Annotated in this window: 23 protein-coding genes and 1 tRNA gene; 16 read left to right on the top strand and 8 right to left on the bottom strand. The window is 67.5% G+C overall.

Features of this window, described 5'->3' with window-relative positions:
• Positions 1-340 precede the first annotated feature (340 nt).
• The 7 genes from ASF94_RS15900 to ASF94_RS15930 all read left to right on the top strand — a co-directional run bounded on the left by ASF94_RS15900 (position 341) and on the right by ASF94_RS15930 (position 9,785).
• Positions 341-3,736, top strand: a complete 3,396-nt coding sequence (locus ASF94_RS15900) for an Rne/Rng family ribonuclease (protein WP_056668523.1) — start codon at positions 341-343, stop codon at positions 3,734-3,736.
• 167 nt (positions 3,737-3,903) lie between these two features.
• Positions 3,904-4,683 (top strand): peroxide stress protein YaaA, encoded by a 780-nt coding sequence (gene yaaA / locus ASF94_RS15905; protein ID WP_056668526.1) that lies wholly within the window; start codon positions 3,904-3,906, stop codon positions 4,681-4,683.
• A gap of 52 nt (positions 4,684-4,735) precedes the next feature.
• Entirely contained in the window at positions 4,736-5,677 is a 942-nt protein-coding gene (locus ASF94_RS15910) for a 2OG-Fe(II) oxygenase (RefSeq protein WP_056668529.1), read from the top strand.
• Between the two features lie 92 nt (positions 5,678-5,769).
• A complete protein-coding gene (gene prmC, locus ASF94_RS15915) occupies positions 5,770-6,591 on the top strand; it encodes a peptide chain release factor N(5)-glutamine methyltransferase (protein WP_056668533.1) in 822 nt (273 codons plus the stop codon).
• Positions 6,592-6,754: 163 nt separating this feature from the next.
• Positions 6,755-7,078 carry a Grx4 family monothiol glutaredoxin gene (gene grxD, locus ASF94_RS15920; protein WP_056668536.1) on the top strand — a complete coding sequence of 108 codons (324 nt, stop codon included), beginning with the start codon at positions 6,755-6,757 and terminating at the stop codon, positions 7,076-7,078.
• Positions 7,079-7,270: 192 nt separating this feature from the next.
• The gene (locus ASF94_RS15925; RefSeq protein ID WP_056668539.1) at positions 7,271-8,281 is read left to right on the top strand and encodes an AAA family ATPase; all 1,011 of its coding nucleotides are present in this window, start codon (positions 7,271-7,273) and stop codon (positions 8,279-8,281) included.
• Between the two features lie 187 nt (positions 8,282-8,468).
• The gene (locus ASF94_RS15930; protein ID WP_056668542.1) at positions 8,469-9,785 is read left to right on the top strand and encodes a hemolysin family protein; all 1,317 of its coding nucleotides are present in this window, start codon (positions 8,469-8,471) and stop codon (positions 9,783-9,785) included.
• 73 nt (positions 9,786-9,858) lie between these two features.
• Here ASF94_RS15930 and ASF94_RS15935 read toward each other — a convergent pair whose 3' ends face one another.
• Positions 9,859-10,560 carry a lytic transglycosylase domain-containing protein gene (locus ASF94_RS15935; RefSeq protein ID WP_056668544.1) on the bottom strand — a complete coding sequence of 234 codons (702 nt, stop codon included), beginning with the start codon at positions 10,558-10,560 and terminating at the stop codon, positions 9,859-9,861.
• A complete protein-coding gene (locus tag ASF94_RS15940) occupies positions 10,557-12,302 on the bottom strand; it encodes a proline--tRNA ligase (RefSeq protein ID WP_056668836.1) in 1,746 nt (581 codons plus the stop codon). The genes ASF94_RS15935 and ASF94_RS15940 overlap by 4 nt, the downstream gene beginning before the upstream one ends.
• A gap of 91 nt (positions 12,303-12,393) precedes the next feature.
• On the opposite strand from ASF94_RS15940, the gene ASF94_RS15945 reads away from it, so the two are divergent.
• Complete coding sequence (locus ASF94_RS15945) at positions 12,394-13,083, top strand: RNA pyrophosphohydrolase (RefSeq protein ID WP_056668547.1); 690 nt, start codon at positions 12,394-12,396, stop codon at positions 13,081-13,083.
• Positions 13,084-13,172: 89 nt separating this feature from the next.
• On the opposite strand, the gene proB is transcribed toward ASF94_RS15945, so the two are convergent.
• The 4 genes from proB to rplU all read right to left on the bottom strand — a co-directional run bounded on the left by proB (position 13,173) and on the right by rplU (position 16,255).
• Positions 13,173-14,357 carry a glutamate 5-kinase gene (gene proB / locus ASF94_RS15950; protein WP_056668550.1) on the bottom strand — a complete coding sequence of 395 codons (1,185 nt, stop codon included), beginning with the start codon at positions 14,355-14,357 and terminating at the stop codon, positions 13,173-13,175.
• A gap of 85 nt (positions 14,358-14,442) precedes the next feature.
• Positions 14,443-15,513: an Obg family GTPase CgtA gene (gene cgtA, locus ASF94_RS15955; protein ID WP_056668553.1), complete on the bottom strand. Its 1,071-nt coding sequence runs from the start codon at positions 15,511-15,513 to the stop codon at positions 14,443-14,445.
• Positions 15,514-15,671: 158 nt separating this feature from the next.
• Entirely contained in the window at positions 15,672-15,929 is a 258-nt protein-coding gene (gene rpmA / locus ASF94_RS15960) for a 50S ribosomal protein L27 (protein WP_056668556.1), read from the bottom strand.
• Positions 15,930-15,943: 14 nt separating this feature from the next.
• Positions 15,944-16,255 carry a 50S ribosomal protein L21 gene (gene rplU, locus ASF94_RS15965; RefSeq protein WP_056668838.1) on the bottom strand — a complete coding sequence of 104 codons (312 nt, stop codon included), beginning with the start codon at positions 16,253-16,255 and terminating at the stop codon, positions 15,944-15,946.
• 205 nt (positions 16,256-16,460) lie between these two features.
• On the opposite strand from rplU, the gene ASF94_RS15970 reads away from it, so the two are divergent.
• From ASF94_RS15970 to ASF94_RS16005, 8 genes are all read left to right on the top strand, one after another.
• On the top strand, positions 16,461-17,444 hold the full coding sequence (locus ASF94_RS15970; protein ID WP_235505401.1) for a polyprenyl synthetase family protein: 984 nt from the start codon (positions 16,461-16,463) through the stop codon (positions 17,442-17,444).
• 23 nt (positions 17,445-17,467) lie between these two features.
• A tRNA-Pro gene (locus ASF94_RS15975) sits at positions 17,468-17,544 on the top strand.
• 126 nt (positions 17,545-17,670) lie between these two features.
• Positions 17,671-19,407, top strand: a complete 1,737-nt coding sequence (gene pilB, locus ASF94_RS15980) for a type IV-A pilus assembly ATPase PilB (RefSeq protein WP_056668562.1) — start codon at positions 17,671-17,673, stop codon at positions 19,405-19,407.
• Positions 19,408-19,428: 21 nt separating this feature from the next.
• Positions 19,429-20,646, top strand: a complete 1,218-nt coding sequence (locus tag ASF94_RS15985; protein WP_056668565.1) for a type II secretion system F family protein — start codon at positions 19,429-19,431, stop codon at positions 20,644-20,646.
• Positions 20,646-21,569 carry an A24 family peptidase gene (locus ASF94_RS15990; protein ID WP_056668568.1) on the top strand — a complete coding sequence of 308 codons (924 nt, stop codon included), beginning with the start codon at positions 20,646-20,648 and terminating at the stop codon, positions 21,567-21,569. The genes ASF94_RS15985 and ASF94_RS15990 overlap by 1 nt, the downstream gene beginning before the upstream one ends.
• Positions 21,566-22,192: a dephospho-CoA kinase gene (coaE, locus tag ASF94_RS15995; protein WP_056668571.1), complete on the top strand. Its 627-nt coding sequence runs from the start codon at positions 21,566-21,568 to the stop codon at positions 22,190-22,192. The genes ASF94_RS15990 and coaE overlap by 4 nt, the downstream gene beginning before the upstream one ends.
• Before the next feature lie 87 nt (positions 22,193-22,279).
• The gene (gene zapD, locus ASF94_RS16000) at positions 22,280-23,035 is read left to right on the top strand and encodes a cell division protein ZapD (protein ID WP_056668574.1); all 756 of its coding nucleotides are present in this window, start codon (positions 22,280-22,282) and stop codon (positions 23,033-23,035) included.
• A gap of 21 nt (positions 23,036-23,056) precedes the next feature.
• A complete protein-coding gene (locus tag ASF94_RS16005; RefSeq protein ID WP_056668577.1) occupies positions 23,057-23,302 on the top strand; it encodes a DNA gyrase inhibitor YacG in 246 nt (81 codons plus the stop codon).
• A 52-nt stretch (positions 23,303-23,354) separates the two neighbouring features.
• On the opposite strand, the gene ASF94_RS16010 is transcribed toward ASF94_RS16005, so the two are convergent.
• Both ASF94_RS16010 and ASF94_RS16015 read right to left on the bottom strand, forming a co-directional pair.
• On the bottom strand, positions 23,355-23,852 hold the full coding sequence (locus ASF94_RS16010) for an NUDIX domain-containing protein (RefSeq protein ID WP_082493343.1): 498 nt from the start codon (positions 23,850-23,852) through the stop codon (positions 23,355-23,357).
• On the bottom strand, positions 23,845-24,723 hold the full coding sequence (locus tag ASF94_RS16015) for an ATP-binding protein (RefSeq protein WP_056668580.1): 879 nt from the start codon (positions 24,721-24,723) through the stop codon (positions 23,845-23,847). Before ASF94_RS16015 ends, ASF94_RS16010 begins: the two co-directional genes overlap by 8 nt.
• Positions 24,724-24,744 lie beyond the last annotated feature (21 nt).

Raw genomic sequence — 24,744 nt, forward strand, 5'->3', positions numbered from 1 at the left:
CGTGACCCTGTGGCAGAGGCGCCAGCCTCTGGCATGGGCGCGCCATACGCCCGTAGCGCCCGTCCGGCAAGCGCTGTCCGCTATACCTTTTGTAGCGATCACCTGCGCAGCCCGGCTCGCCCCCATCCACGCGCCACCACCCCGCCTGCGAAGCTAGCCGCTTGGCAGTGGCGGGGCATCCGGCCATTCCTCTTTTCGTTTCGATGCGTCAGTCCAGGCAATCACGGCTCCTCTAGAGCCTGTCATTGGTTTGGAAATCCGCGGCCCGCGCGGCCTGCAGTGAAGTCAACAGACGACTGCTGCCGGGCGCGCCGCAACGACAACGAAAAGGAATCGCATCATGAAGCGGATGCTCATCAACGCCACGCAGCCCGAAGAACGCCGTCTCGCCATCGTCGACGGCCAGAAGCTGCTGGACTATGAGATCGAGGTCGAGGGGCGCGAACAGCGCAAGGGCAACATCTACAAGGCCGTGGTGACGCGCGTGGAGCCGTCGCTGGAAGCCTGCTTCGTCGATTACGGCGAAGACCGCCACGGTTTCCTGCCCTTCAAGGAAATCTCCCGCCAGTACTTCGCCGAAGGCGTCTCCCCCAGCCAGGCGCGCATCAACGACGTGATCCGCGAAGGCCAGGAACTGCTGGTGCAGGTCGAGAAGGAAGAGCGCGGCAACAAGGGCGCGGCCCTGACCACCTTCGTGTCGCTGGCCGGCCGCTACGTGGTGCTGATGCCCAACAACCCGCGCGGCGGCGGCGTGTCGCGCCGCATCGAGGGCGAGGACCGCGCCGAGCTCAAGGAGGCGATGGACCAGCTCGAGTACCCCAAGGGCATGTCGATCATCGCACGCACCGCCGGCATCGGCCGCTCGGCGCCCGAACTGCAGTGGGACCTGAACTACCTGCTCAAGCTCTGGACCGCCATCGACGGCGCCGCCAAGGGCGGCAAGGGCGCCTTCCTGATCTACCAGGAATCGTCGCTCGTCATCCGCGCCATCCGCGACTACTTCAACAACGACATCGGTGACATCCTCATCGACACCGACGACATCTACGAGCAGGCGCACCAGTTCATGGCGCACGTCATGCCCGAGCATGCCGGCCGCGTGAAGCGCTACCGCGACGACGCGGCCCTGTTCAGCCGCTTCCAGATCGAGCACCAGATCGAATCCGCCTATGCCCGCACCGTGACCCTGCCGTCGGGCGGCGCCATCGTGATCGACCACACCGAAGCACTGGTGTCGGTGGACGTGAACTCGGCGCGCGCCATCAAGGGCGGCGACATCGAGGAAACCGCCACCCGCACCAACCTGGAAGCGGCCGACGAAGTGGCCCGCCAGATGCGCCTGCGCGACTTGGGCGGCCTGATCGTGATCGACTTCATCGACATGGAAGAGTCGAAGAACCGCCGCGAGGTCGAGAACCGCCTGCGCGATGCGCTGCGCCAGGACCGTGCCCGCGTGCAGTTCGGCACGATCAGCAAGTTCGGCCTGATGGAGATGAGCCGCCAGCGCCTGAAGCCCGCGCTCTCCGAAGGCTCCTCCATCCCCTGCCCGCGTTGCGGCGGCTCCGGCCACATCCGCGATACGGAAAGCTCGGCCCTGCAGATCCTGCGGATCATTCAGGAAGAGTCCATGAAGGACAACACGGCCGCCGTGCACTGCCAGGTGCCGGTGGACGTGGCCTCGTTCCTGCTGAACGAAAAGCGCACCGAGATCGCCAAGATCGAACTCAAGCAGCGCGTGGCCGTGCTGATGGTGCCCAACAAGACGCTGGAGACGCCCAACTACAAGCTCGAGCGCCTGAAGCACGACGATCCGCGCCTGGACCACATCGAAGCCAGCTACAAGCTGGCCGAGGAAGTCGAAGACCCGACCTCCGTCACGCGCCGCTCGCAGGAGCCCACCAACAAGCAGACGCCGGTCATCAAGGGCGTGCTGCCCGATGCGCCCGCCCCGGTCGCCGAGCCACGCCCCGAAGGCGCGGCACGCCCGCCCCGCGCCGGTGCGTCGCAGCCCCATCCGGCCCAGGCGGCACGCCCGGCCGCGGCGCCCGCTGCCGCAGCACCCGTGCACGCCGTGCCGGTGCCGCAGGAGCAAGGCTTCTTCGCCTGGCTCAAGAGCCTGTTCGGCTTCGGCACGCCGCCCGCACCCGTGGCAGCGCCGACCGTGACACCCGCGCCCGTCCCCGCTGGCGGCGGCGCCGGCCCACGCGGTGAAGGCCGCCGCGACGGTCGCGGTGAAGGCCGTGGCGAAGGACGCGGTCGCCGTGGCGAGCGCAACGGCCCGCGTGATGCAGCTGCCGGCCAGGGCGCCACAAACGGCCTGGGCGAAGGCCGCGGTGGCCGCCGTGGTGAACGGGGCGACCGGGCAGACCGGGGCGAAGGCCGTGACGGCCGCCCGGTGGAAGGACGTGAAGGCCGCGAAGGACGTGAGGGCCGCGAAAGCCGTCCGCCACGCGACATCGGCGAAGGCCGGGTCGGCCGTGAGGGCCGTGAAGGTCGGGAAGGCCGTGAGGGCCGGGGCGATCGCCCCGAGGGCGAAGCACGCCGCGAAGGCCGGGGTGGCCGCGACCGGGGTGAGCCACGGGGCAACCCGGCGGCTCTGCCCGTGGAAGGGCTGCCGCAAGACGCCGTGAACGCCGTGCCGCTGGACGAAGCCGCAGGCGAGGCACGCGGCGAGCGCGCCCCCCGCAACGGTGAAGGCCGTGAACGGGGCGAGCGCGGTGAACGCGGTGGCCGGGGCGAACGCGCTCCGCGCAACGGCGAAGGTCGTGAACGCGGCGAACGCGGTAGCCGGGGCGAGCGTGGCGGCGAAGGCCGCGACCGCGCTCCGCAGTCTGCCGAACAGGGCGCCCCTGTGGCCGACTTCGTGGAAACCTCGCCCATGTCGGCCCTGCCCGACCTGGACCTGAGCAGCCCTGTGACGCTGGTCGATGCCAACGGCCTGCCGATGCCGGCGGCCGGTGGCGAAGAGCAGCGCCGCGAGCGCCGTTCCCGCGACCGTTACGGCCGCGACCGCCGCGACCGCGCCGACCGCGCACCGCGCGACGCCCAGCCGGGTGACGACGCCGGCATGTCGGCAGCACCTGCAGCGGAGGGCGACTCCGCCTTCGCGCCGCAGGCTCCGGCAGCGGAAGCCGCCACGCAGGACGCGCCACGCCGCAGCTACTTCAATGCAGCCGTTGCCGAAGTGCCCTCTGCCGCGCCCACCCAACCCGCGGCTGCCGCTGCCCCCGTCGACATGCCCGCAGCGCAGGCACCCGTGACGGTGGCGGCGATGGCACCAGCCGTCACCGCGGCGGCACCGGCACCGGCACCCGCAGTGGCTGCGGCACCGGCCGTGGCGGCGGCGCCTGCTGCACCGGTGGCTGTGGCTGCGGCTCCCGTGACGCCAGCCCCGGTGGCGCGTCCGGCAGCCCCCGTGGCCGCACCGGCACCCACGCCCGCCCCGGCACCGGCACCCACCGGCACCGCCATGCCCCGTGTGGACAGCTTCGCGCTGCCCGTTGAGGCGCTGATCGAAGTCGCCCAGGGCTCCGGCCTGGAATGGGTGAATTCCGATGCCGAGAAGATCGCCGCAGCGCAGGCCGCCATTGCCGCAGAACCCCGCCCGGTGCATGTGCCGCGCGTGCGCCCGCCGGTGGTGGTGCTGGACGAAGGCCCGCTGGTGCTGGTCGAAACCCGCCGCGACCTGAACGACCTGAAACTGCCGTTCGAGCAGCAACAGCCGCCCACGGCTTGACCGCCGCCGGGTGATGCGCTGCGGTGCCTGGGGCGCCGCAGCGCATCACCCGCGCAGGGCCCGTGAAGCCCGCCCCTTCACCTGCGGCCCGTCATGGGCCGCAGCCCGTTTCAGGCGACCTTTTCCGCCCCCTGTCCGCCTCTGAGCCCCAACTTCCGCAACACGCCATGCTGTTCCTGCTGTCACCCGCCAAGTCGCTGGACTACGAAAGCCCGCTGCCCGCCGACCTGCCGCACACCCTGCCCGCCTTCGTGCCCGACGCGACCCGGCTCATCGAGGTGCTGCGCCGCCAGTCGCCCCAGCAGATCGCATCGCTCATGCACATCAGCGACGCGCTGGCGGCGCTGAACGTGGGCCGCTATGCCGAATGGAAGCCCCGATTCACGGCCGCCAATTCCCGCCAGGCGGTGCTGGCCTTCAACGGCGACGTCTACGAAGGCCTGCAGGCCCGCACGTTGAGCGCCGACGACCTGGCCTGGGCCCAGCAGCATCTGGGCATCCTCAGCGGCCTCTACGGCCTGCTGCGGCCGCTGGACCGCATGCAGCCCTATCGGCTCGAGATGGGCACGCGCCTGACCACCGAGGCAGGCGCCAACCTCTACCAGTTCTGGGGCTCGCGCATTGCGGAGCACCTGAACACCCGCCTGCAGGCCGACGCCACGCCCGTGGTGGTCAACCTGGCATCGCAGGAATATTTCAAGTCGGTCGACCTGAAGGCGCTCAAAGCACGCGTGATCGACTGCGTGTTCGAAGACTTCAAGGGCGGCGGCTACAAGATCATCAGCTTCCATGCCAAGCGGGCTCGCGGCCTGATGGCGCGCTACGCCATCGAGCACCGGGTGGCAACCCCGCGCCAGCTCGAGGGTTTTGATGCCGAGGGCTATGCTTTCCATGCGGCTTCCTCCGCGACCGACCGCCTCGTGTTCCGCCGCAAGGCCGGCGACTGAGCGAGGCACCCCGCTCCCATCCACCGCGCCCCAGCACGCACGTCCCACCGCCATGCCGAAACGTTCGAGCCTCCAGACCCAGCCCGCCACCCACCAACCCATCACGCCGGAGCTGCGCGCGTGGCTCATCGAGCAGGCGCAGGCGGGCTTCAGCGGGCCGGTGGTGTTCCAGTCGATGCTGGACGCCGGCTGGGACGCTTCCGTGGCCGCCTACGCCATGGGACAGGTGCTGGGCGATGCGCTCAAGCCCGGCGCCGCAGCGCCACGGCCGGCGGCCGCCCCGTCGACAGCCGCCGCCGTGGCCGACCGAGCCGCCACCGCCGGCAGCGCAGCCGAACCCGCACTGCCCGGACCCGACCTGGCCCGGTCCCCCGCCCGCATCGACGTGGGCGACCGCCAGGTGGACGTACTGATGCGCATGGCCGAGCCGCGCATCGTGCTGTTCGGCAACCTGCTCTCGCCCGAAGAGTGCGATGCGCTGATCGCCGCCGCCGAGCCGCGCATGGCGCGGTCGCTCACCGTGGCGACCCGCACCGGCGGCGAGGAAGTGAACGACGACCGCACCAGCGACGGCATGTTCTTCCAGCGGGGAGAAAACGACGTGGTCACCCGGCTGGAGGCGCGCATCGCCCGCCTGCTGAACTGGCCCGTCGAAAACGGCGAGGGCCTGCAGGTGCTTCACTACCGGCCCGGGGCCGAGTACAAGCCCCACTACGACTATTTCGACCCGGCCGAGCCCGGCACGCCGACGATCCTGCGGCGCGGCGGACAGCGGCTGGCCACGCTGGTCATCTACCTGAACGACCCCGAACGGGGCGGCGGCACCACCTTCCCCGACGTGCACCTGGAAGTGTCTCCACGCCGGGGCAACGCCGTGTTCTTCAGCTATGCCCGGCCACAGCCCGACACGCGCACGCTGCACGGTGGTGCGCCCGTGGAAGCGGGCGAGAAGTGGATCGCCACCAAATGGCTGCGCGAGCGCGAATTCCACTGAAAATCCAGCCGAATCTGGCTCCAGCGCTTGATACACGGGCACATCTAGCTATTAAATTGATAGCAATTTACACACTTTCAGCGAACAGCTCCATGACCGTGGCCCAGGCCCTGCACCAGGCCCAGGCGGCGGGGCTGCCGCGCATCGACGCGCAGCTGCTGCTGCTGCACGTGCTGGACCGCACGCCGCAGGGCCGCGCCTGGCTGCTGGCGCACGACACCGACGCCCTGCCCGCCGATGCGGGCGAGCGCTATGCCGCGCTGTGCGAGCGGCGCCGCACGGGCGAGCCGGTCGCCTACCTCACGGGCCGCAAGGAGTTCTATGGCCTCGCCCTGGACGTGGATGCCCGCGTGCTCGACCCGCGCCCCGATACCGAAACGCTGGTGGACTGGGCGCTGGAGGTCATCGCCCCCCTGCCCGCCCCTCGCGTGGTGGACCTGGGCACCGGCAGCGGCGCCATCGCTCTGGCGCTCAAGCACCAGCGCCCCACCGCCGACGTGACGGCGGTGGACGCCAGTGCCGCCGCGCTGGAGGTGGCCGGCGCCAACGCCCGGCGGCTGGCACTGGACGTCCGCTTGCACCGAGGCCACTGGCTGCATGGCATCGACGGCCCCTTCGACCTGATCGTCAGCAACCCGCCCTACATCGCCGCCGACGATGTGCATCTGGCAGCCCTGACGCATGAACCGCTGGAGGCCCTGGCCAGTGGCGTGGACGGGCTGGACGACCTGCGCGCCATCGCCGCCCAGGCGCCCGGGCGGCTGGCTGCCGGCGGCTGGCTGCTGCTGGAGCATGGCTGGGACCAGGCGAGCGCCGTGCAGGCGCTGCTGCAAGCGGCCGGCCTCACCGAGGTGCAAAGCCGCACCGACCTGGCCGGCGTCGCCCGCTGCACGGGTGGACGCCAGCCTGGCTGACCCGTCGCCCCGTCGACCGTCCGATCGACCGATCGACCGCTCCCGTCCGAGCCTTTGTCCCTGCGGGCCCCGGCCCGCCGCGCACATGGCCGGGCAGACGGTGAAATAATCACGCATCGCCGCCGCGTACCCGCGGCAGCCCCCTTCCTCCAGGAGAACCCCCATGAGCGACGCCCAGCAACGCATCGACACCCTCGTCAAATCCAACAACATCCTGCTGTTCATGAAGGGCAGCGCCAGCTTTCCGATGTGCGGCTTCTCCGGCCGCGCCATCCAGATCCTGAAGGCGTGCGGCGTGGACACCAAGAACGTGGCCACCGTGAACGTGCTGGACGATCCGGAGATCCGCCAGGGCATCAAGGAATACAGCAACTGGCCGACGATTCCCCAGCTGTATGTCAACGGCGAATTCATCGGCGGCTCGGACATCATGATGGAGATGTACGAATCGGGCGAACTCAAGCAGGTGCTGGACGCACCGCGCTGAGCAGGCCCTGGCGGCCGGGCGCCTTGCCGTGCCTGCCCCGAAGGTTCCGCCGCCCCCGGGGCGGCTTTTTTGTGCCCGTTCGGCAGAGCGCGCACTGCAAACGGGTGTCGGTTGACCGGGTTTATCCACCGTTGAGGGTGGGCATGTTGTGTGCTTGAATGGCTGCGTGACCTCTTCAACCGGGAGCGCGACATGACCCTTTCGACCGACCTCGTCCCCCAGCCGCAGCCCCTGAGCCTGCCGGTGGCCCAGATGCGCAACGTGTTCCAGCCGTCCGAAGTCGAACGCCGGCTTCGCCGCCTGCACGATGCGGGCGGCCAGCGCGATCACGATCCGCTGCGCTCGGTCTACGAACGCATGCTCGAGCGCGGTCCCGAGCGCTTCCAGGTCAAGCCCGCCGGCGTGCCCGACATGGCGGGGCTCTACGAGCAACTGCCCAACTTCAGCGAGGTGCTGGACGATGTGAAGCGCCACGTGGCCCTGGCGCAGGACAGCTGCGACGGCCTGGAGGTGACGCCCATGCTGCTGCTGGGCGTGCCCGGCATCGGCAAGACGCATTTCGCACGCCAGCTGGCGCAGCTGCTGGGCACGGGCATGAGCCTGGTGCCGATGAGTTCCATGACGGCCGGCTGGCTGCTGTCGGGCTCGTCGTCGCAATGGAAAGGCGCACGCCCGGGCAAGGTGTTCGATGCGCTGGTGGAAGGCGAGTACGCCAACCCGGTGATCGTCATCGACGAGATCGACAAGGCGGCCTGCGACGCGCAGTACGACCCCCTGGGCGCGCTCTACAGCCTGCTCGAACACGACACGGCGCAGAACTTCACCGATGAATTCGCCGAGGTCGCCATCGATGCCAGCCAGGTGATCTGGATCACCACGGCCAACGACGAGCGCGGCATCCCCGACCCGATCCTGAACCGGATGAACGTGTTCGAGGTGCCGGCGCCCACGCCGGAGCAGGCCCGCTCCATCGCGCGGCAGCTGTACCAGGAAATCCGCTCGTCGCACGACTGGGGCCGCCTGCTGGAGCCGGAACCCGAGAGCGACGTGCTGGACGCGCTGGCCCACATGCCGCCGCGGGAGGTGCGCCGCGCCTGGATGACGGCCTTCGGCAATGCCCGGCTGGCGCGGCGCGGCGCCGTCGAGGTGGCCGACCTGCCGGTGGGCGTGGCACGCAAGGGGCGTATCGGCTTCATGCAGTAGCCGCCGCGACCGGGGCGCGGGTGGCGGCGAGGGGGATGGACATCGCCGCGCGGTGGCTGGCGCACCGGCCGACCGCTGCGCCGAGGGGTGGCAAAACGGGGATGGGCGGGTGATGCCCGACGCCTCCCCGCTAAACTCCGACGCACTGCGCGGCCCCTGCCGGGCCGCTCGCCGTCCCCGCCCCCCCATGACTGTCTCTCAAAGCCTTCTCGTCATCGGTCTTCTGATCGTTGCCAGCGCCTTTTTTTCCCTCGCCGAAATCTCGCTGGCCGCATCGCGTCGCCTGCGGCTGCGCCAGATGGCCGACGAGGGCGACGGCCGGGCAGACCGGGTGATGCGCATCCAGGAGCAGCCGGGCGACTATTTCACGGTGGTGCAGGTCGGGCAGAACGCCGTCGCCATTCTGGGCGGCATCGTGGGGGAAGGCGCCTTGAGCCCGCATTTCACCAGCCTGATGGAACTCTGGATGGCGCCGCAGAAGGCACAGACCTTCGGCTTCCTGGCGTCGTTCATCAGCATCACGTCCCTGTTCATTCTGTTCGCCGACCTGTTCCCCAAGCGCCTGGGGATGGCGAATCCGGAACACCTGGCGCTGCGCGTGGCCCGGCCGATGACCGTGCTGATGGCGCTGCTGCGGCCGCTGGTGTGGCTCTACAGCCGCAGCGCCGACCTGCTCTTTCGCCTGCTGGGCCTGTCGTCGCTGCGCGACGACCGGGTCACGGCGGACGACATCCTGGCCATGATGGAAGCCGGTGCGCGCGCGGGGGTGCTCGCGGCCCGCGAGCAGCAGGTGATCGAGAACGTCATCGAGCTGGACACCCGCACGGTCGGCAGCGCGATGTCGCAGCGCGATCGCATCGCCTACTTCCTGCGCGATGACCCGGATACGGTGATCCGCGCGCGCATCGCCGAGGAGCCGTTTTCCACCTACCCGGTGTGCGAGGGCGACCTCGACCATGTGGTGGGCTATGTGGATGCGAAGGATCTGTTCCAGCGGGTGCTCAACAACCAGCCCATTTCACTGGCCGACGAAGGCCTGGTGCGCAAGGTGCTGGTGGTGCCCGACCGCCTGTCGCTGGGCGAAGTGCTGGAGCAGTTCCGCCAGGTGCATGAAGACTTTGCCGTGATCGTGAATGAATACAGCATGGTGGTCGGCGTGGTCACGCTGAACGATGTGATGAGCACGGTGATGGGCGACCTCATCAGCCCGACGGACGAGGAGCAGATCGTGCGGCGCGACGAGAACTCCTGGCTGATCGATGGCGTGACCCCCGTGGGCGACGTGCTGCGGGCGCTGGGCCTCGACAGCCTGCCGCATGCGGACGAGTACGAAACCCTGGCCGGTTTCATGATGGTCATGCTGCGCCGCGTGCCGCGCCGCACCGACAGCGTCAACTGGGGTGGCTACAAGTTCGAGGTGCTGGACGTCGACAGCTACCGCATCGACCAAGTGATGGTGTCGCGGCTGGGCAAGAACGACGCCGGGAGCCCGGCCACCGCGTGAGGGCCGCGCCCGGCGGACCGGGCGCCCTGCAGGGCGCCACAGCCCCGCCGGCGCAGAGACCAGCGCCCGGCCCTCAGGCCGCGTCAGCCGCTGGCGGGCGCTCCTGGAAGAAGTAATTGCGCTGGGCCGAGAAGACGGCGTTGGGATAGGCCGGTTTGCCGCGGCTGCCGTTGTAGCGGCCGAGCGTCATATAGAGATCGCCCCGCTCGCGGTCCAGGTAGTGGCGCAGGATCACGCAGCCGAACCGCAGGTTGGTCTGCATCTGGAACAGCTTGCCTGCGTCGCCATCGCCGATGACGCGGGTCCAGAACGGCATCACCTGCATGTAGCCGCGCGCGCCCACGCTGGAGACGGCGAACTTGCGGAAGGCGCTCTCGACCTGGATGAGGCCCAGCACCAGCGAGACATCCAGCCCCGCACGGCGAGACTCATACCAGACGGTCTGCAGGAAGTCACGGCGAACTTCCCAGTCGGGCTTGTGGCGGCGCAGGCGTTCGCTCATCGTGCCCAGCCAGCGCAGGTAGCCCAGACGCGCCTCGGTGGACGCAAAGAGAGGCTCCGGAGGCCCCTGGTTGGCCACGGCGGAACTGAGTGCCGTGCGCACGGAATCCATCAGCGGTTCTTCCAGCTGACCTCCTGCATGGGCGGCCTCGGGCGCCGCCAGCCAGGCTGCGGGCCCGGCCGACAGCGAAACCAGGCAGGCGCGGCGAGACACGGCACCCGCCGGCGCGGCAGCGCGGTCCACGCCAGCGTTCAGGCCCAGAAAGCTTTTCATAACGTGATTCGGCTCCGGACATGCGCCAGCACATCGGCCGGCGCCACCTTGGTGGCTGCGGTGTCCCGGCGGTGCTGGTATTCGAGCTGCCCTTCCTTCAGGCCCCGGTCGGAGATCACCACCCGGTGCGGCACGCCGATCAGCTCCCAGTCGGCGAACATCGCCCCCGGACGCTCGCCACGGTCGTCCAGCAGCGTGTCGATGCCGGCGGCCTGCAGATCGGCATAGAGCTTCTCCGCTGCGGCCTTGACTTCAGCGCTGCGGTCCATGCCGATGGGGCAGACCACCACGGTGAAGGGCGCCAGGGCATCGGGCCAGATGATGCCGCGTTCGTCGTGGTTCTGCTCGATGGCGGCGGCCGGCAGGCGGGTGATGCCGATGCCGTAGCAGCCCATCTCGAAGAAGGCGGGCTTGCCGTCCTCACCCAGGAAGGTGGCGTTCATCGCCCGGCTGTACTTGGTGCCGAGGTAGAAGATGTGCCCCACTTCGATGCCGCGCTCGATGGCCAGCTCGCCCTTGCCGTCCGGCGACAGGTCGCCAGCCACCACGTTGCGCAGGTCGGCCACCACATCGGGCTCGGGCAGATCGCGGCCCCAGTTCACGCCGGTGATGTGGAAGTCGGGCTGGTTGGCACCGCAGACCCAGTCAGCCATCAGCGCAACCTCGCGGTCCACCACCAGCTTGACGGGCTGCTTCAGGTCGAGCGGCCCCAGGTAGCCGGGCTTGCAGCCGAAGTGCGCCTCGATCTCGCCCAGCGTGGCGAAGCGGAAGCCTGCGTCGAGGCCGGGCACCTTGGAGACCTTGATCTCGTTCATGTCGTGATCGCCGCGCAGCAGCAACAGCCAGACCTGGCTACCGACGACCTCGCCCTCGGGATTGGTTTTGTCGGTCGCCAGCACCAGCGACTTGACCGTGGACGCGAGTGGCAGCCCCAGCATTTCGGCCACGCTCTGGCAGGTGCTCTTGCCGGGGGTGGGCGTCAGCGTGCGTTCCTGCGCGGGTGCCGGGCGCGGGCCGGCCGGCGCAAGTGCCTCGGCCTTTTCCATGTTGGCGGCGTAGTCGCTCGTCGGGCAGTAGACGATGGCGTCCTCTCCCGTTGCCGCGATGACCTGGAATTCCTCGCTCAGGTCCCCACCGATGGCGCCGCTGTCGGCCGCCACCGCGCGGTAGGTCAGGCCGAAACGGTCGAAGATGCGGCGGTAGGCCTGCGCCATCACCTGGTAGCTGGCCTGCGCGCCCGTCATGTCGCGGTCGAAGCTGTAGGCGTCCTTCATGACGAACTCGCGCCCGCGCATCAGGCCGAAACGCGGCCGCCGCTCGTCACGGAACTTGGTCTGGATCTGATAGAGGTTCTTGGGCAGCTGCTTGTAGCTGCGCAATTCCTGGCGGGCGATGTCCGTCACCACTTCTTCACTGGTGGGCTGCATGACGAAGTCGCGGCCATGGCGGTCCTTCACGCGCATCATCTCGGGGCCCATCGATGCGAAGCGGCCCGTTTCCTGCCACAGCTCGGCAGGCTGCACCACGGGCATGGCGCATTCCATGGCGCCGGCGCGGTTCATCTCTTCGCGCACGATGGCCTCCACCTTGCGCACCACCCGCAGCCCCATCGGCATGTAGTTGTAGATGCCCGCGCCCAGCTTCTTGATCAAACCCGCCCGCATCATGAGCTTGTGGCTGGCCACTTCTGCGTCCGCAGGAGCCTCTTTGAGGGTGGAAATGAAGAATTGGGAAGCTTTCATCGGATCGTTTTCAGGCGACTGCAACCGGCACGCTTGCCGCACACGGGGCGCCGTGCATAATGGTCACAGTTTAAAAATTTGGGGTTAGATTATGCTTGACCGGGACGGTTTTCGGCCCAACGTCGGCATCATCCTGCTCAACCAGAAAAACCAGGTATTTTGGGGCAAACGCATTCGCACCCACAGCTGGCAGTTCCCGCAAGGCGGCATCGACCGCGGCGAAACGCCCGAACAGGCCATGTTCCGGGAACTGCACGAAGAGGTGGGACTGCAGCCGATGCACGTTCGCGTGGTTGCCCGCACCCGGGACTGGTTGCGCTACGAGGTGCCTGACCGGTATATAAGGCGCGACGCCAGGGGCCACTATAAGGGCCAGAAGCAGATCTGGTACCTGCTGCAGCTGGTTGGCCACGACTGGGACCTGAATCTGCGGGCCACCAACCATCCGGAGTTCGACGCCTGGCGTTGGAACGACTACTGGGTGCCGCTGGACGTGGTGGTTGAATTCAAACGCGGCGTCTATGAAATGGCGCTCACCGAGCTCGCGCGCTTCCTGCCCAGACATGAGCAACGCAACCGCTACCTGCGCAGCGGCATGCGCTCGCGCGAAGGCGGGGAGTCCAACGCGGGCGGCGCACCATTCCACCGCGCAGGCTCGCTGCTGCTGAGCCCGGGAGTGGAGCTGCCGCCTGGCGCCAGCTTCGATCCAAACCCGCAGTGCGAAGAGCCCAGCGTGCTGGCCCCGCCGCCGGCGACGGGGCCCAGCGCGCCGACCGTCTGACCCCTGGCAAGGGGGCTCTTGCGGCTGCAGTGCAGTGCCCACGGCCGGCAGGCCGCGCCGGCTTGCGGAGTGCATGCGCTGCGCCGTGATCAGCCCCCGGCTGCGGTGGCCGCCACGGACGGGGCCGGGCGGCGCGTGGCACCGGTCAGCACCAGGTTGTCGCGGTGCACCATTTCCGCCTCGGCCGTGTAGCCGAGCAGGCGCTCGAATTCCGACGACGGCTTGCGGCAGAGCAGGCGCGCCTCGGCGCTGGCGTAGTTGGCCAGGCCCCGCGCGAGCTCCGCGCCCGCGGCATCCCGCACGGCGATCACGTCACCGCGGGAAAAATCCCCCTCCACCGCCACCATGCCGATGGGCAAGAGGCTCTTGCCCTCGTCGCGCACCTTGGCGGCAGCGCCGGCATCGACGGTGACCGAGCCACGCAGCTGCAGGTGATCGGCCATCCACTGCTTGCGTGCCTGCTGCTTGGCCGTCTGCGCCACCAGCAGCGTTCCGATCGGCTCGCCCTGCACCAGACGCATCAGCACATCGGGCTCGCGGCCCCAGGCGATCACGGTCGAGGCACCGGAGCCGGCGGCGCGCTTGGCGGCGATGATCTTGGTGAACATGCCACCTCGGCCGATGCTGGAGCCGGCCCCGCCGGCCATGGCTTCCAGCGCCGGATCGCCCGCCCTCGCCTCGTGCACGAACTGCGCCGAGGGATCGCGCCGGGGATCGGCGGTGTACAGCCCCTTCTGGTCGGTCAGGATGACCAGGGCGTCGGCCTCGACGAGATTGGCGACCAGCGCGCCCAGGGTGTCGTTGTCACCGAACTTGATCTCATCGGTGACCACGGTGTCGTTTTCGTTGATGACCGGCACCACCCCCAGCCGCAGCAGCGCCAACAGCGTGGAGCGGGCATTCAGATAGCGCTCGCGGTGGGCCAGGTCGGCGTGGGTCAGCAGTACCTGCGCGCTGCCCAGGCCCTGTTCGCGCAGCTTGGTCTCGTACATCTGGGCCAGGCCCATCTGGCCCACGGCGGCAGCGGCCTGCAGCTCGTGGATCTCGCTGGGGCGTGACGACCATCCCAGCCGCTTCATGCCCTCCGCGATGGCGCCGCTGGACACCATGATCACCTCGCGTCGCTGGCCTCCGTCGCCGCGCACCAGCGCCGCCAGTTGCCGGCTCCATTCGCCGATCGCCTGCTCGTCGAGCCCGCGGCCCTCATTCGTCACCAGGCTGGAGCCGACCTTGACCACGATGCGACGTGCGTCGCGCAATAGACTGGACACCATTTTTTGAGGTCTTATAAGCTTGTAGCGCCGACCGATTCAGCGCATTCAGCTATATTTTTAATAGCAGAGAGAGATAACAGTCCGCTCACTCTGGCGCGTCGCCGGCAAAGCGCGGATCGACCTCGACCGGAGCCGCCAGTGCCTGCTGCTCGGCGCGCACATGCTGATAGATCGCATGGATCAGGCTCTCGCAGCCCTCACGGGTCAGGGCGGAGATCTCGAACACCGGCCCCTTCCACTTGAACCGCTTCACGAAGTCCTTCACCAGCGCCGCGCGGTCCTGCGCGGGCACCATGTCGAGCTTGTTCAGCACCAGCCAGCGCGGCTTGGAATGCAGCGCGGCATCGTACTTCCTGAGTTCCTCGACGATGGCCTTGGCCTGGGCCACCGGGTCCACCGCATCGTCGAACGGCGCCATGTCGACCACGTGCAGCAGCAGGCGGGTGCGCTGCAGGTGACGCAGGAACTGGTGGCCCAGCCCCGCCCCTTCCGACGCGCCCTCGATGAGCCCGGGGATGTCCGCGATCACGAAGCTCTGCTCGGCCGCCACGCGCACCACACCCAGGTTGGGGTGCAGCGTGGTGAAGGGGTAGTCCGCGATCTTGGGACGCGCGTTCGACACTGCGGCGATGAAGGTCGACTTGCCCGCATTCGGCATGCCGAGCAGACCCACATCCGCCAGCACCTTCAATTCGAGCTTGAGGTTCTTGCGCTCCCCGGGCCAGCCGGGCGTCTTCTGCCGGGGCGCACGGTTGATGGCGCTCTTGAAGCGCATGTTGCCGAAACCGCCGTCGCCGCCCTTGGCGATGGTGATGACATCGCCGGGATTGAGCAGCTCATACAGCACCTCGCCGGTCTCGGCGTCGGAGATGATGGTGCCCACCGGCATCTTGAGCGTGATGTCGTCGCCCGCAGCGCCGAACATGTCGGAACCCATGCCGTGCTCGCCCCGCTTGGCTTCGTGCCGACGCGAATAGCGGAAGTCCACCAGGGTGTTCAGGTTGGGATCCGCCACCGCGAAAACGTGGCCACCACGGCCGCCGTCGCCCCCATTGGGGCCTCCGAACTCCTTGTACTTCTCGTGGCGGAACGAGACACAGCCATTGCCGCCATCTCCGGCGGCAATGTCGATAAAGGCTTCGTCGACGAACTTCATGGTATCCAGTTTACAAAAGGTCGACCCGGGGCTGCCCGAACGACACAGGGGCCCCGTCGTACGGGGCACCCAGGAGGGCCCGCGCGAGGCGCCCTGGAAATAACAAAGCCCCGACGTGCGGGGCTTTGGTGAGTGCCGAGGTTCTCGCCTCAGCAGCCTCAGGCTGCAGTCACGTTGACCGTCTGCTTGGACATGGCACCCTTGGTGCCGAAGGACACGTGGCCGTCCACCAGGGCGAACAGCGTGTGGTCCTTGCCCACGCCGACATTGTTGCCGGGGTGGAAACGCGTACCGCGTTGGCGCACGATGATGGAACCGGCGCTGATCAACTCACCGCCGAACGCCTTCACACCGAGCATCTTGGGCTTGGAATCGCGCCCGTTTCGCGTAGAGCCGCCGCCTTTTTTCTGTGCCATGAGATCGACTCCTGTTAACCGGCGATCGCGCCGATTTGCAGTTCGGTGAACTGCTGGCGATGGCCTTGGCGTTTCTGATAGTGCTTACGACGGCGCATCTTGAAGATGTGGACCTTGTCGTGCTTGCCGTGGGCCACGACCGTAGCCGTAACCGTTGCGCCGGACACCAGGGGCGTGCCAACCTTCAGTTCAACGCCGTTGCCGACAGCCAGAACCTGGTCGATCACGATCTCCTGGCCTACGTCCGCAGCAATCTGTTCTACTTTAATTTTTTCGCCAGCAGCAACGCGATATTGCTTGCCGCCGGTTTTTATGACCGCGTACATGTAAACCTCTTCGATGTGAGTCCTGCAAACGAATTTCTGCAGAGCCGGCGACTCTACCATGCCGGGGCAAAACGCGCAACCTGTAGAGACTGCAGCCGCCTGCCCGGACGCTGTGTGTTTTTCCGGCGTGGCGGCCCTCGACTCACCGCCTGAACATGGGGTGGCGCTTCCTATAATCGCGTTTTACCCCGAAATCTCCTTTACTTTGGCTGCCACCTCATCCAGTACCGCATCCTCCCTTGCGCTGATCTCCCAAGACATGCTGCAGGTGGACGAGGTGATCGCTCAACGGCTCGACTCCTCGGTCCCGCTGGTCGGCCAGGTGGCGAGATACATCATCTCCGCAGGAGGCAAGCGGCTGCGTCCGGCGCTGCTGCTGCTGGCATGCGGCGCTCTGGGCTACCAGGGCGCGCAGCGATTCAACATCGCCGCGGTGATCGAATTCATTCACACCGCCACGCTGCTGCACGACGACGTCGTGGACGAGTCCACGCTGCGCCGCGGACGGCCGACCGCCAACGAGAGCTTTGGCAACCCGGCCAGCGTGCTGGTCGGCGACTTCCTGCATTCCCGTGCCTTCCAGATGATGGTGGATGCCGACGACATGCGGATCATGCAGATCCTGTCGGAGGCCACCAACGTCATCGCCGAGGGCGAAGTGCAGCAGTTGATGAACACGCACGACGCGTCTCTCAGCGAAGCAGGCTACCTGCAGGTGATCCGCTCGAAGACGGCCAAGCTGTTCGAGGCCAGCACCCGGCTGGCAGCCGTGCTGGCCGGAAGCCCCGCCGACATCGAAGACGCCTGCGCAGCCTACGGCCAGGCGCTCGGCACGGCCTTCCAGGTCATCGACGACGTGCTGGACTACGACGGTGACGCCAGCGAAATGGGCAAGAACCTGGGTGACGACCTGCGCGAAGGCAAGGTCACCCTGCCCCTCATCATCGCCATGCAGCGCGGCTCGCAAGCACAGCGCCAGCTGATCCGCCAGGCCATTGAAGCCGGTGCCACCGATGAGTTGGCGTCGGTGATCGCCATCGTGAAGGAAACCGGCGCGCTGGATGCCACCCGGCAGGCTGCGGCCGCGCAGGCGCAGCTGGCGCTCGACGCCGCAGCGCAACTGCCTGAGAACGCCCACACCTTCGCGTTGCGCGAACTGGCGTCCCAGTTGCTCGATCGACGCGTGTAATCATCTACACTCTCGGTCGCTGTCGGGGTGTAGCTTAGCCTGGTAGAGCGCTACGTTCGGGACGTAGAGGCCGGAGGTTCGAATCCTCTCACCCCGACCAGTCGGTCAACGGCACTGCACGCCTGCCGTTGCATTCTCGCCCCTGCGCGGAAGCTCTCGACGTTGCCCCCATGGTGACGGGTGATAGGATGGTTTCCTTTCCATCCCAAAAGAATCCTCTGGTTACATGGCTGCTGTCGATTCTGTCAACAAAGACGCTTCCACCATGGCTTTGCCCGGGCTGGGCCGCGCACTCATCTCGGCGGGCCAGCTCAGTCAGAAGGTCGCCGAGGATCTTTTCAAGAAGTCCCAAGTCAGCCGCAACAGCTTCATCGCTGAGCTGACGGGCTCGGGCGCCGTATCGCCCCTCGATCTTGCGCACACCGTGTCGTCCGTGTTCGGCGCGCCCCTGCTGGACATCGACGCGATCGACCCGCTGCGCCTTCCCCGCGACCTGCTCGACGCGAAGATCTGCCAGGCCTATCGCGTCATCGTCCTCAGCAAGCGCAACAACCGGCTCATCGTCGCCACGGCGGACCCGACCGATCAGGAGGCCGCCGAGAAGATCAAATTCACCACGCAGATGGGCGTGGACTGGATCATCGCGGAATACGACAAGCTCGTCCGGCTGATCGAAGCTGCTAGCAAGTCCGCGTCGGAATCGGCGGAAGGCATGAGCTCCGGCGGCGAATTCGAGTTCGACGACCTGCCGACCGAAGAGGCGCCCGAGCCTGCGGATGCCGGCGCCAACGAAGTCGAAGACGCGCCGATCGTCAAGTTCCTGCACAAGATGCTCCTGGACGCGTTCAACATGCGCGCCTCGGATTTGCATTTCGAGCCCTACGAACACCAGTACCGGGTCCGCTTCCGCATCGATGGCGAACTGCGGGAAATCGCCTCTCCGCCGGTGGCCATCAAGGAAAAGCTCGCCTCCCGCATCAAGGTGATCTCGCGCCTCGACATTTCCGAGAAGCGGGTGCCGCAGGACGGCCGCATGAAGCTGAAGGTCGGGCCCGACCGGGTCATCGATTTCCGCGTCAGCACGCTGCCCACGCTGTTCGGCGAGAAGATCGTGATCCGTATCCTCGACCCCAGCAGTGCCAAGCTGGGGATCGATGCGCTGGGATATGAGCCCGAAGAGAAGGCGCGCCTGCTGCAGGCCATCGGCAGACCCTACGGAATGATTCTGGTGACGGGACCGACGGGCTCGGGCAAGACGGTGTCGCTCTACACCTGCCTGAACCTGTTGAACAAGCCCGGAGTCAACATCGCCACGGCCGAGGACCCGTCCGAAATCAACCTGCCGGGCGTGAACCAGGTCAACGTGAACGAAAAGGCCGGGCTGACCTTCGCCACCGCGTTGAAGTCTTTCCTGCGGCAGGATCCCGACATCATCATGGTGGGCGAAATCCGCGATCTGGAAACGGCCGACATCGCCATCAAGGCGGCGCAGACGGGCCACTTGGTGCTGTCCACCCTGCACACCAACGATGCGCCCACCACGCTGACCCGGATGCGCAACATGGGCATCGCGCCGTTCAACATTGCCAGCAGCGTGATCCTCATCACGGCGCAGCGCCTCGCGCGCCGGCTGTGTCCGCAATGCAAGGCGCCAGCGGACATCCCCCACGAGGCGTTGCTGGACGCGGGTTACAGCGAAGACGAGATCGACGGCTCCTGGGTCACCTACAAGCCCGTCGGCTGCTCGGCCTGCAACAACGGCTACAAGGGCCGACTGGGCATCTACCAGGTCATGCCCGTGTCGGAAGAAACCCAGCGCATCATCCTGCGCGACGGCAGCGCGCTGGAGATCGCGGAGCAGGCCAAGCGCGAAGGCGTGCGTTCGCTGCGCGCCTCGGGGCTTTACAAGGCCCGCATGGGGCTGACCTCGCTCGAGGAAGTCCTGGCCGTGACCAACGAATAACCCACAACGAGATTGCGCAATATGGTGACCGCCGCATCGAGGGATATCAAGGACTTCGTCTTCGAGTGGGAAGGCAAGGACCGCTCCGGCAAGATCGTGCGGGGCGAAATCCGTGCTTCCGGCGAAAACCAGGTGCAGGCCACCCTGCGGCGCCAGGGCGTGCTGCCCACCAAGATCAAGAAGCGCCGGATGCGCTCGGGCAAGAAGATCAAGCCCAAGGACATTGCGCTCTTCACCCGCCAGATGGCGACGATGATGAAGGCCGGCGTGCCGCTGCTGCAATCGTTCGACATCGTGGGACGCGGCAACACCAATGCGAGCGTGACCAAGCTGCTCAACGACATCCGCTCCGACGTGGAGACCGGAACGTCGCTGAACATGGCGTTCCGCAAATACCCGATGTACTTCGACAGCCTCTACTGCAACCTGGTGGAGGCTGGGGAAGCGGCCGGTATTCTGGAGGCGCTGTTGGACCGCCTGGCGATGTACATGGAAAAGACCGAGGCGATCAAGTCGAAGATCCGCTCCGCCTTGATGTACCCGATCTCGGTGATCATCGTCGCCTTCGTGGTGGTGACCATCATCATGATCTTCGTGATCCCGGCCTTCAAGGACGTGTTCAGCTCCTTCGGCGCCGACCTGCCGGCGCCCACGCTGTTCGTGATGGGCATCAGCGAGGTCTTCGTCAAGTGGTGGTGGCTGATCTTCGGCGTGATCGGCGGCGGCTTCTTCTTCTTCATGCAGGCCTGGCGCCGCAACGAAAAGATGCAGAAGGTCATGGACCGGCTGCTGCTGCGCATTCCCGTTTTCGGCGCGCTGATCGACAAGTCCTGCGTGGCCCGCTGGACCCGCACGCTGTCCACCATGTTCGCGGCCGGCGTGCCGCTGGTGGAAGCGCTCGACTCGGTCGGCGGCGCTTCCGGCAATTCGGTGTATGCGGACGCCACCGAGAAGATCCAGCAGGAAGTCTCCACCGGCACCAGCCTCACCGCCGCCATGGGCAACGCCAACGTGTTCCCCTCCATGGTGCTGCAGATGTGCGCCATCGGCGAAGAGTCGGGCTCCATCGACCACATGCTGGGCAAGGCGGCCGACTTCTACGAGGCCGAGGTCGATGAGATGGTGGCAGGCCTGTCGAGCCTCATGGAGCCGATCATCATCGTCTTCCTCGGCACGCTCATCGGCGGCATCGTGGTGTCGATGTATCTGCCGATCTTCAAGCTGGGCCAGGTCGTCTGATGTTCGAGAGCGTCTGGGCGGTGGCCGGCCTTGCCGGCGTGTTGGGCCTGCTCTTCGGCAGCTTCCTGAATGTGGTGATCCACCGGCTGCCGCAGATGATGGAGCGTCAGTGGGCGGCAGAGGCGGCCCAGTATGCGCAGGACGCGCAGGTGCCGCCAGAGATGGCACCACAGACGGACTCACAGGTGGCCGGATCGGCCGGCAAGGCAGTGCCAGCCGCGCCCGCCGAACGCTTCGATCTCTCCACGCCGCGGTCGCGTTGCCCCTCCTGCGGTCACCTGATCCGCTGGTACGAAAACATTCCCGTCCTCAGCTATCTGTTCCTCGGAGGTCGGTGCGCGGGCTGCCGCACGCGCATCAGCCCGCGCTACCCTGCCGTCGAATTGCTGACCGGCGGGCTGTTCCTCTTTTGCGGCTATCGCTGGGGCCTGACGCCGACCGCCGCCGCCTGGTGCGGCTTCTCGGCGGCGCTGGTGGCGCTGGCTTTCATCGACTGGGACACCACCCTGCTGCCGGACGACATCACCCTGCCGCTGCTGTGGGCCGGCCTGCTCGCTGCCGCACTGCGCTGGACCGACGTCCCATTGCAGTCTTCCGTGATCGGGGCTGCCGCCGGCTACCTGTCGCTGTGGTGCGTGTACTGGGCCTTCAAGTTGGCCACGGGCAAGGAAGGCATGGGCTACGGTGACTTCAAGCTCTTCGCAGCGCTGGGTGCCTGGTTCGGCTGGGAGGCGCTGGTGCCGATCATCCTGATGGCGTCCGTCATCGGCGCGCTGGTCGGCATCGGCATGAAGTTCGCCAGCAGTCTGCGCGAAGGCCTGTACGTGCCCTTCGGGCCGTTTCTCGCGGGCGCCGGCCTGACCGCGATGATCGCGGGTCCGGCGCGGGTCATGCAGGCGATCTTCGGCTCGCTGGGCCTGTGACGCAGGCCTCGCCACGCCGCAGACCGCTGCGCGTCGGGCTGACAGGTGGCATCGGCAGCGGCAAGAGCACGCTGGGCCAGATGCTGCAGCGCTGCGGAGCTGCGCTGGTGGACGCCGACGCCTGCGCGCGGGCGGTGACTGCCGCCGGAGGCTCGGCCATCCCAGCCATCCGGCAGGCCTTTGGCGAGGAATTCATCGACCCGGCGGGGGCGCTCGACCGGGCGCGCATGCGCGAGAAAGCCTTCAGCGACGTCGGCGCCAAAGCGCGGCTGGAGGGCATTGTCCATCCGCTGGTGGCGGACAGCATCGCCCAGGCCACGCTCGAAGCCACCGGGGCGGGGCATCACCTGATCGTGCTCGACATCCCGCTGCTGGTGGAGTCGAAGCGCTGGGCACCCGGACTCGATGCGGTGGTGGTGGTCGATTGCAGCGAGCCCACGCAGATCGCCCGCGTCCAGGCGCGTAACGGCTTGGACGTGCCGGCCATCGAAGCCATCATCGCGGCCCAGGCCTCCCGTGCCCAGCGCCGCGCCGCCGCCGACATCGTGGTCTTCAACGACGGTATCCCCCTGGCGGAACTGCATGCACGCGCCGAGCGGATCGCCGCACGGTTCGGGCTATGATGCATCGGGCCGTGCCGGCACCCGACGAGGTGCTTCAGGACGAGCGGTAGCCTCCTCCCCGCGAGCACCCCCCAGGAACCCAGCAGCGTGATCCTCTACGAATACCCCTTTAACGAACGACTGCGCACCTACCTCCGGCTGGAGCAGCTGTTTCGCCGCTTGGGCGAGTTGATCCCCCGCGCCCATCCGCTGGACCACCACTACGCCCTGGTGACCATGTTCGAGATCATGGACGTCGCCGCCCGCGCCGACCTGAAGTCGGACGTGCTCAAGGATCTGGAAAAGCACAAGCAGCAGCTCGACAGCTACCGCGGCAACCCCTCGATCTCCGAGGACGTGCTGGACAGCGTCATCGCCCAGCTCGACCGGTGCTTCACCGGCCTCAACGCCCAGCACGGCAAGGCCGGCCATGCACTCGCCGAGAACGACTGGCTGATGAGCATCCGCAGCCGCGTCGGCATCCCCGGCGGTACCTGCGGCTTCGACCTCCCCGCCTACTACGCCTGGCAACACCACGCACCCGACCAGCGCCAGCAAGACCTGGAAGGCTGGGCCTCGCACCTCGCCCCGCTGGCCGAATCGGTGTTCGTGCTGCTCAAGATGCTGCGCGATTCAGGCGTGCCGCAGAAGGTGGCGGCGGACCACGGCCAGTTCCAGCAGACCCTGCCGCAGGGCCGCACCTTCCAGCTGCTCCGCCTGCGCATCGACCCGGGCCTGCAGCTCATTCCCGAGATCAGCGGCAACCGGCTGATCGTCTCCGTGCGCCTGATGCGGCAGGACGAGGCGGGCCGCCTGCAGTCCAGCACCGAAGACGCGGCTTTCGAGCTCACGCTGTGCGCCTGAGGGCGCGCCCTTTTTGCAACGATGTCCGATACGAAGAAGAAAAAAGCCGCTGCCACCGCGACCCCTGCAGGCAGCGCCGAGCGCTGGGTGAAATGCCCGCAATGTGGCGGCCCCAGCCTCTACAGCCCCGCCAACCGGTTTCGCCCTTTCTGCGGCGAGCGCTGCAAACAGATCGACCTGGGTGCCTGGGCCAGCGAGGAGTTCCGCATGCCGACCGAGGCGCCGCCCGAGGACGCGGAGTTCGGCGACCCTCGGTTGCTGCCCTGATTCTCAAAGCAGAATCGGGCACCAGCGCTGATGTATCAAGCGCCGGCTGCTATCATTTTTGATGATCCATGGACGCAGGGTCGAATGTCTCGCCCCGCTCCTGTGCCAGCCACTCCAGCACCGGATAGGCGCCCGGCAACACGGGCCTGACCGTGAGCGGCCAGCCCTGCCAGGCCATCGTCTGGCCCTCGCGCATCTCGAATTCGCCCGTCCACTCGTGCACCTTGCACCAGTGCAGGCGCACCAGCGCATGCGGGTAGTCATGCTCGGTGACCTTCCAGACCGCCGCCGGGCCGATGGTGACACCTAGCTCCTCGATCAGCTCCCGCCGCAGCGCCTGCTCGACGGATTCTCCCGCCTCGATCTTGCCGCCCGGAAACTCCCAGTAGCCTTCGTACGGCTTGCCGGGCGGGCGGGTGGACAGCAGCAGCGCCCCGTCGCCGCGCACCAGAATGCCGACGGCGACCTCAGTGTGGCTGCGTGCCTGCTGGGCAGGCGCAGCGGGCGGGACCTGCGCAGACAGCGCTTGCTGCGTCGTCGAATCAGACATCGGCACGCCGTCCTGCGAAATCCTTGGCGAACTGGTAGGCCACCCGGCCGCTGCGAGAGCCGCGCTCCAGCGCCCAGACCAGCGCCTCGGGCCGCGCCCGCTCTATGTCAGTGGGGCTCACGCCCAGCGAGCCCAGCCATTGCGCGACGATGGCCAGATACTCCTGCTGGCTGAAGGGGTAGAAGCTCACCCAGAGGCCGAAACGTTCGGAGAGCGAGATCTTTTCCTCGACCGCCTCGCCCGGATGCACCTCGCCATCGGCCGTGTGGGTGTAGCTCAGGTTGTCCTTCATGTACTCCGGCAGCAGGTGCCGGCGGTTGCTGGTGGCATACACCAGCACGTTGGGCGTGGATGCCGCGATCGACCCGTCGAGAATCGACTTGAGCGCCTTGTAGCCGGCCTCGCCTTCGTCAAAGCTCAGGTCGTCGCAGTAGACGATGAACTTCTCAGGCCGGCCGGAGACGACTTCCACGATGTCGGGCAGGTCGGTCAGGTCGGCCTTGTCCACCTCGATCAGCCTGAGCCCCTGGGGCGCATAGGTGCTGAGGCAGGCCTTGATGAGCGACGACTTGCCCGTGCCGCGCGCGCCGGTCAGCAGCACGTTGTTGGCGGGCTTGCCCCCGACGAATTGCTGGGTGTTGCGCTGGATCTTGTCCTTCTGGGCGTCGATCTCCTTGAGATCGGCGAGGGCCATGCCAGCCACGTGCTGGACGGGCTCCAGCACGCCGTGGCCGCTGCTGCGCTTGCGATAGCGCCAGGCCACGGAGCCGGCGGACCAGTCTGGAGCAGACAGCGGTTGCGGCAGCACCGCTTCGATGCGGGTGATGAGCTGCTCGGCGCGGAGCAGCAGATGGGCGAAGGCGTCGTTCATGAGGGCAGGCAGGTTCGAACC

Origin of the sequence: Acidovorax sp. Leaf160, from assembly GCF_001424265.1 — a bacterium.
GTDB lineage: Bacteria > Pseudomonadota > Gammaproteobacteria > Burkholderiales > Burkholderiaceae_C > Paracidovorax.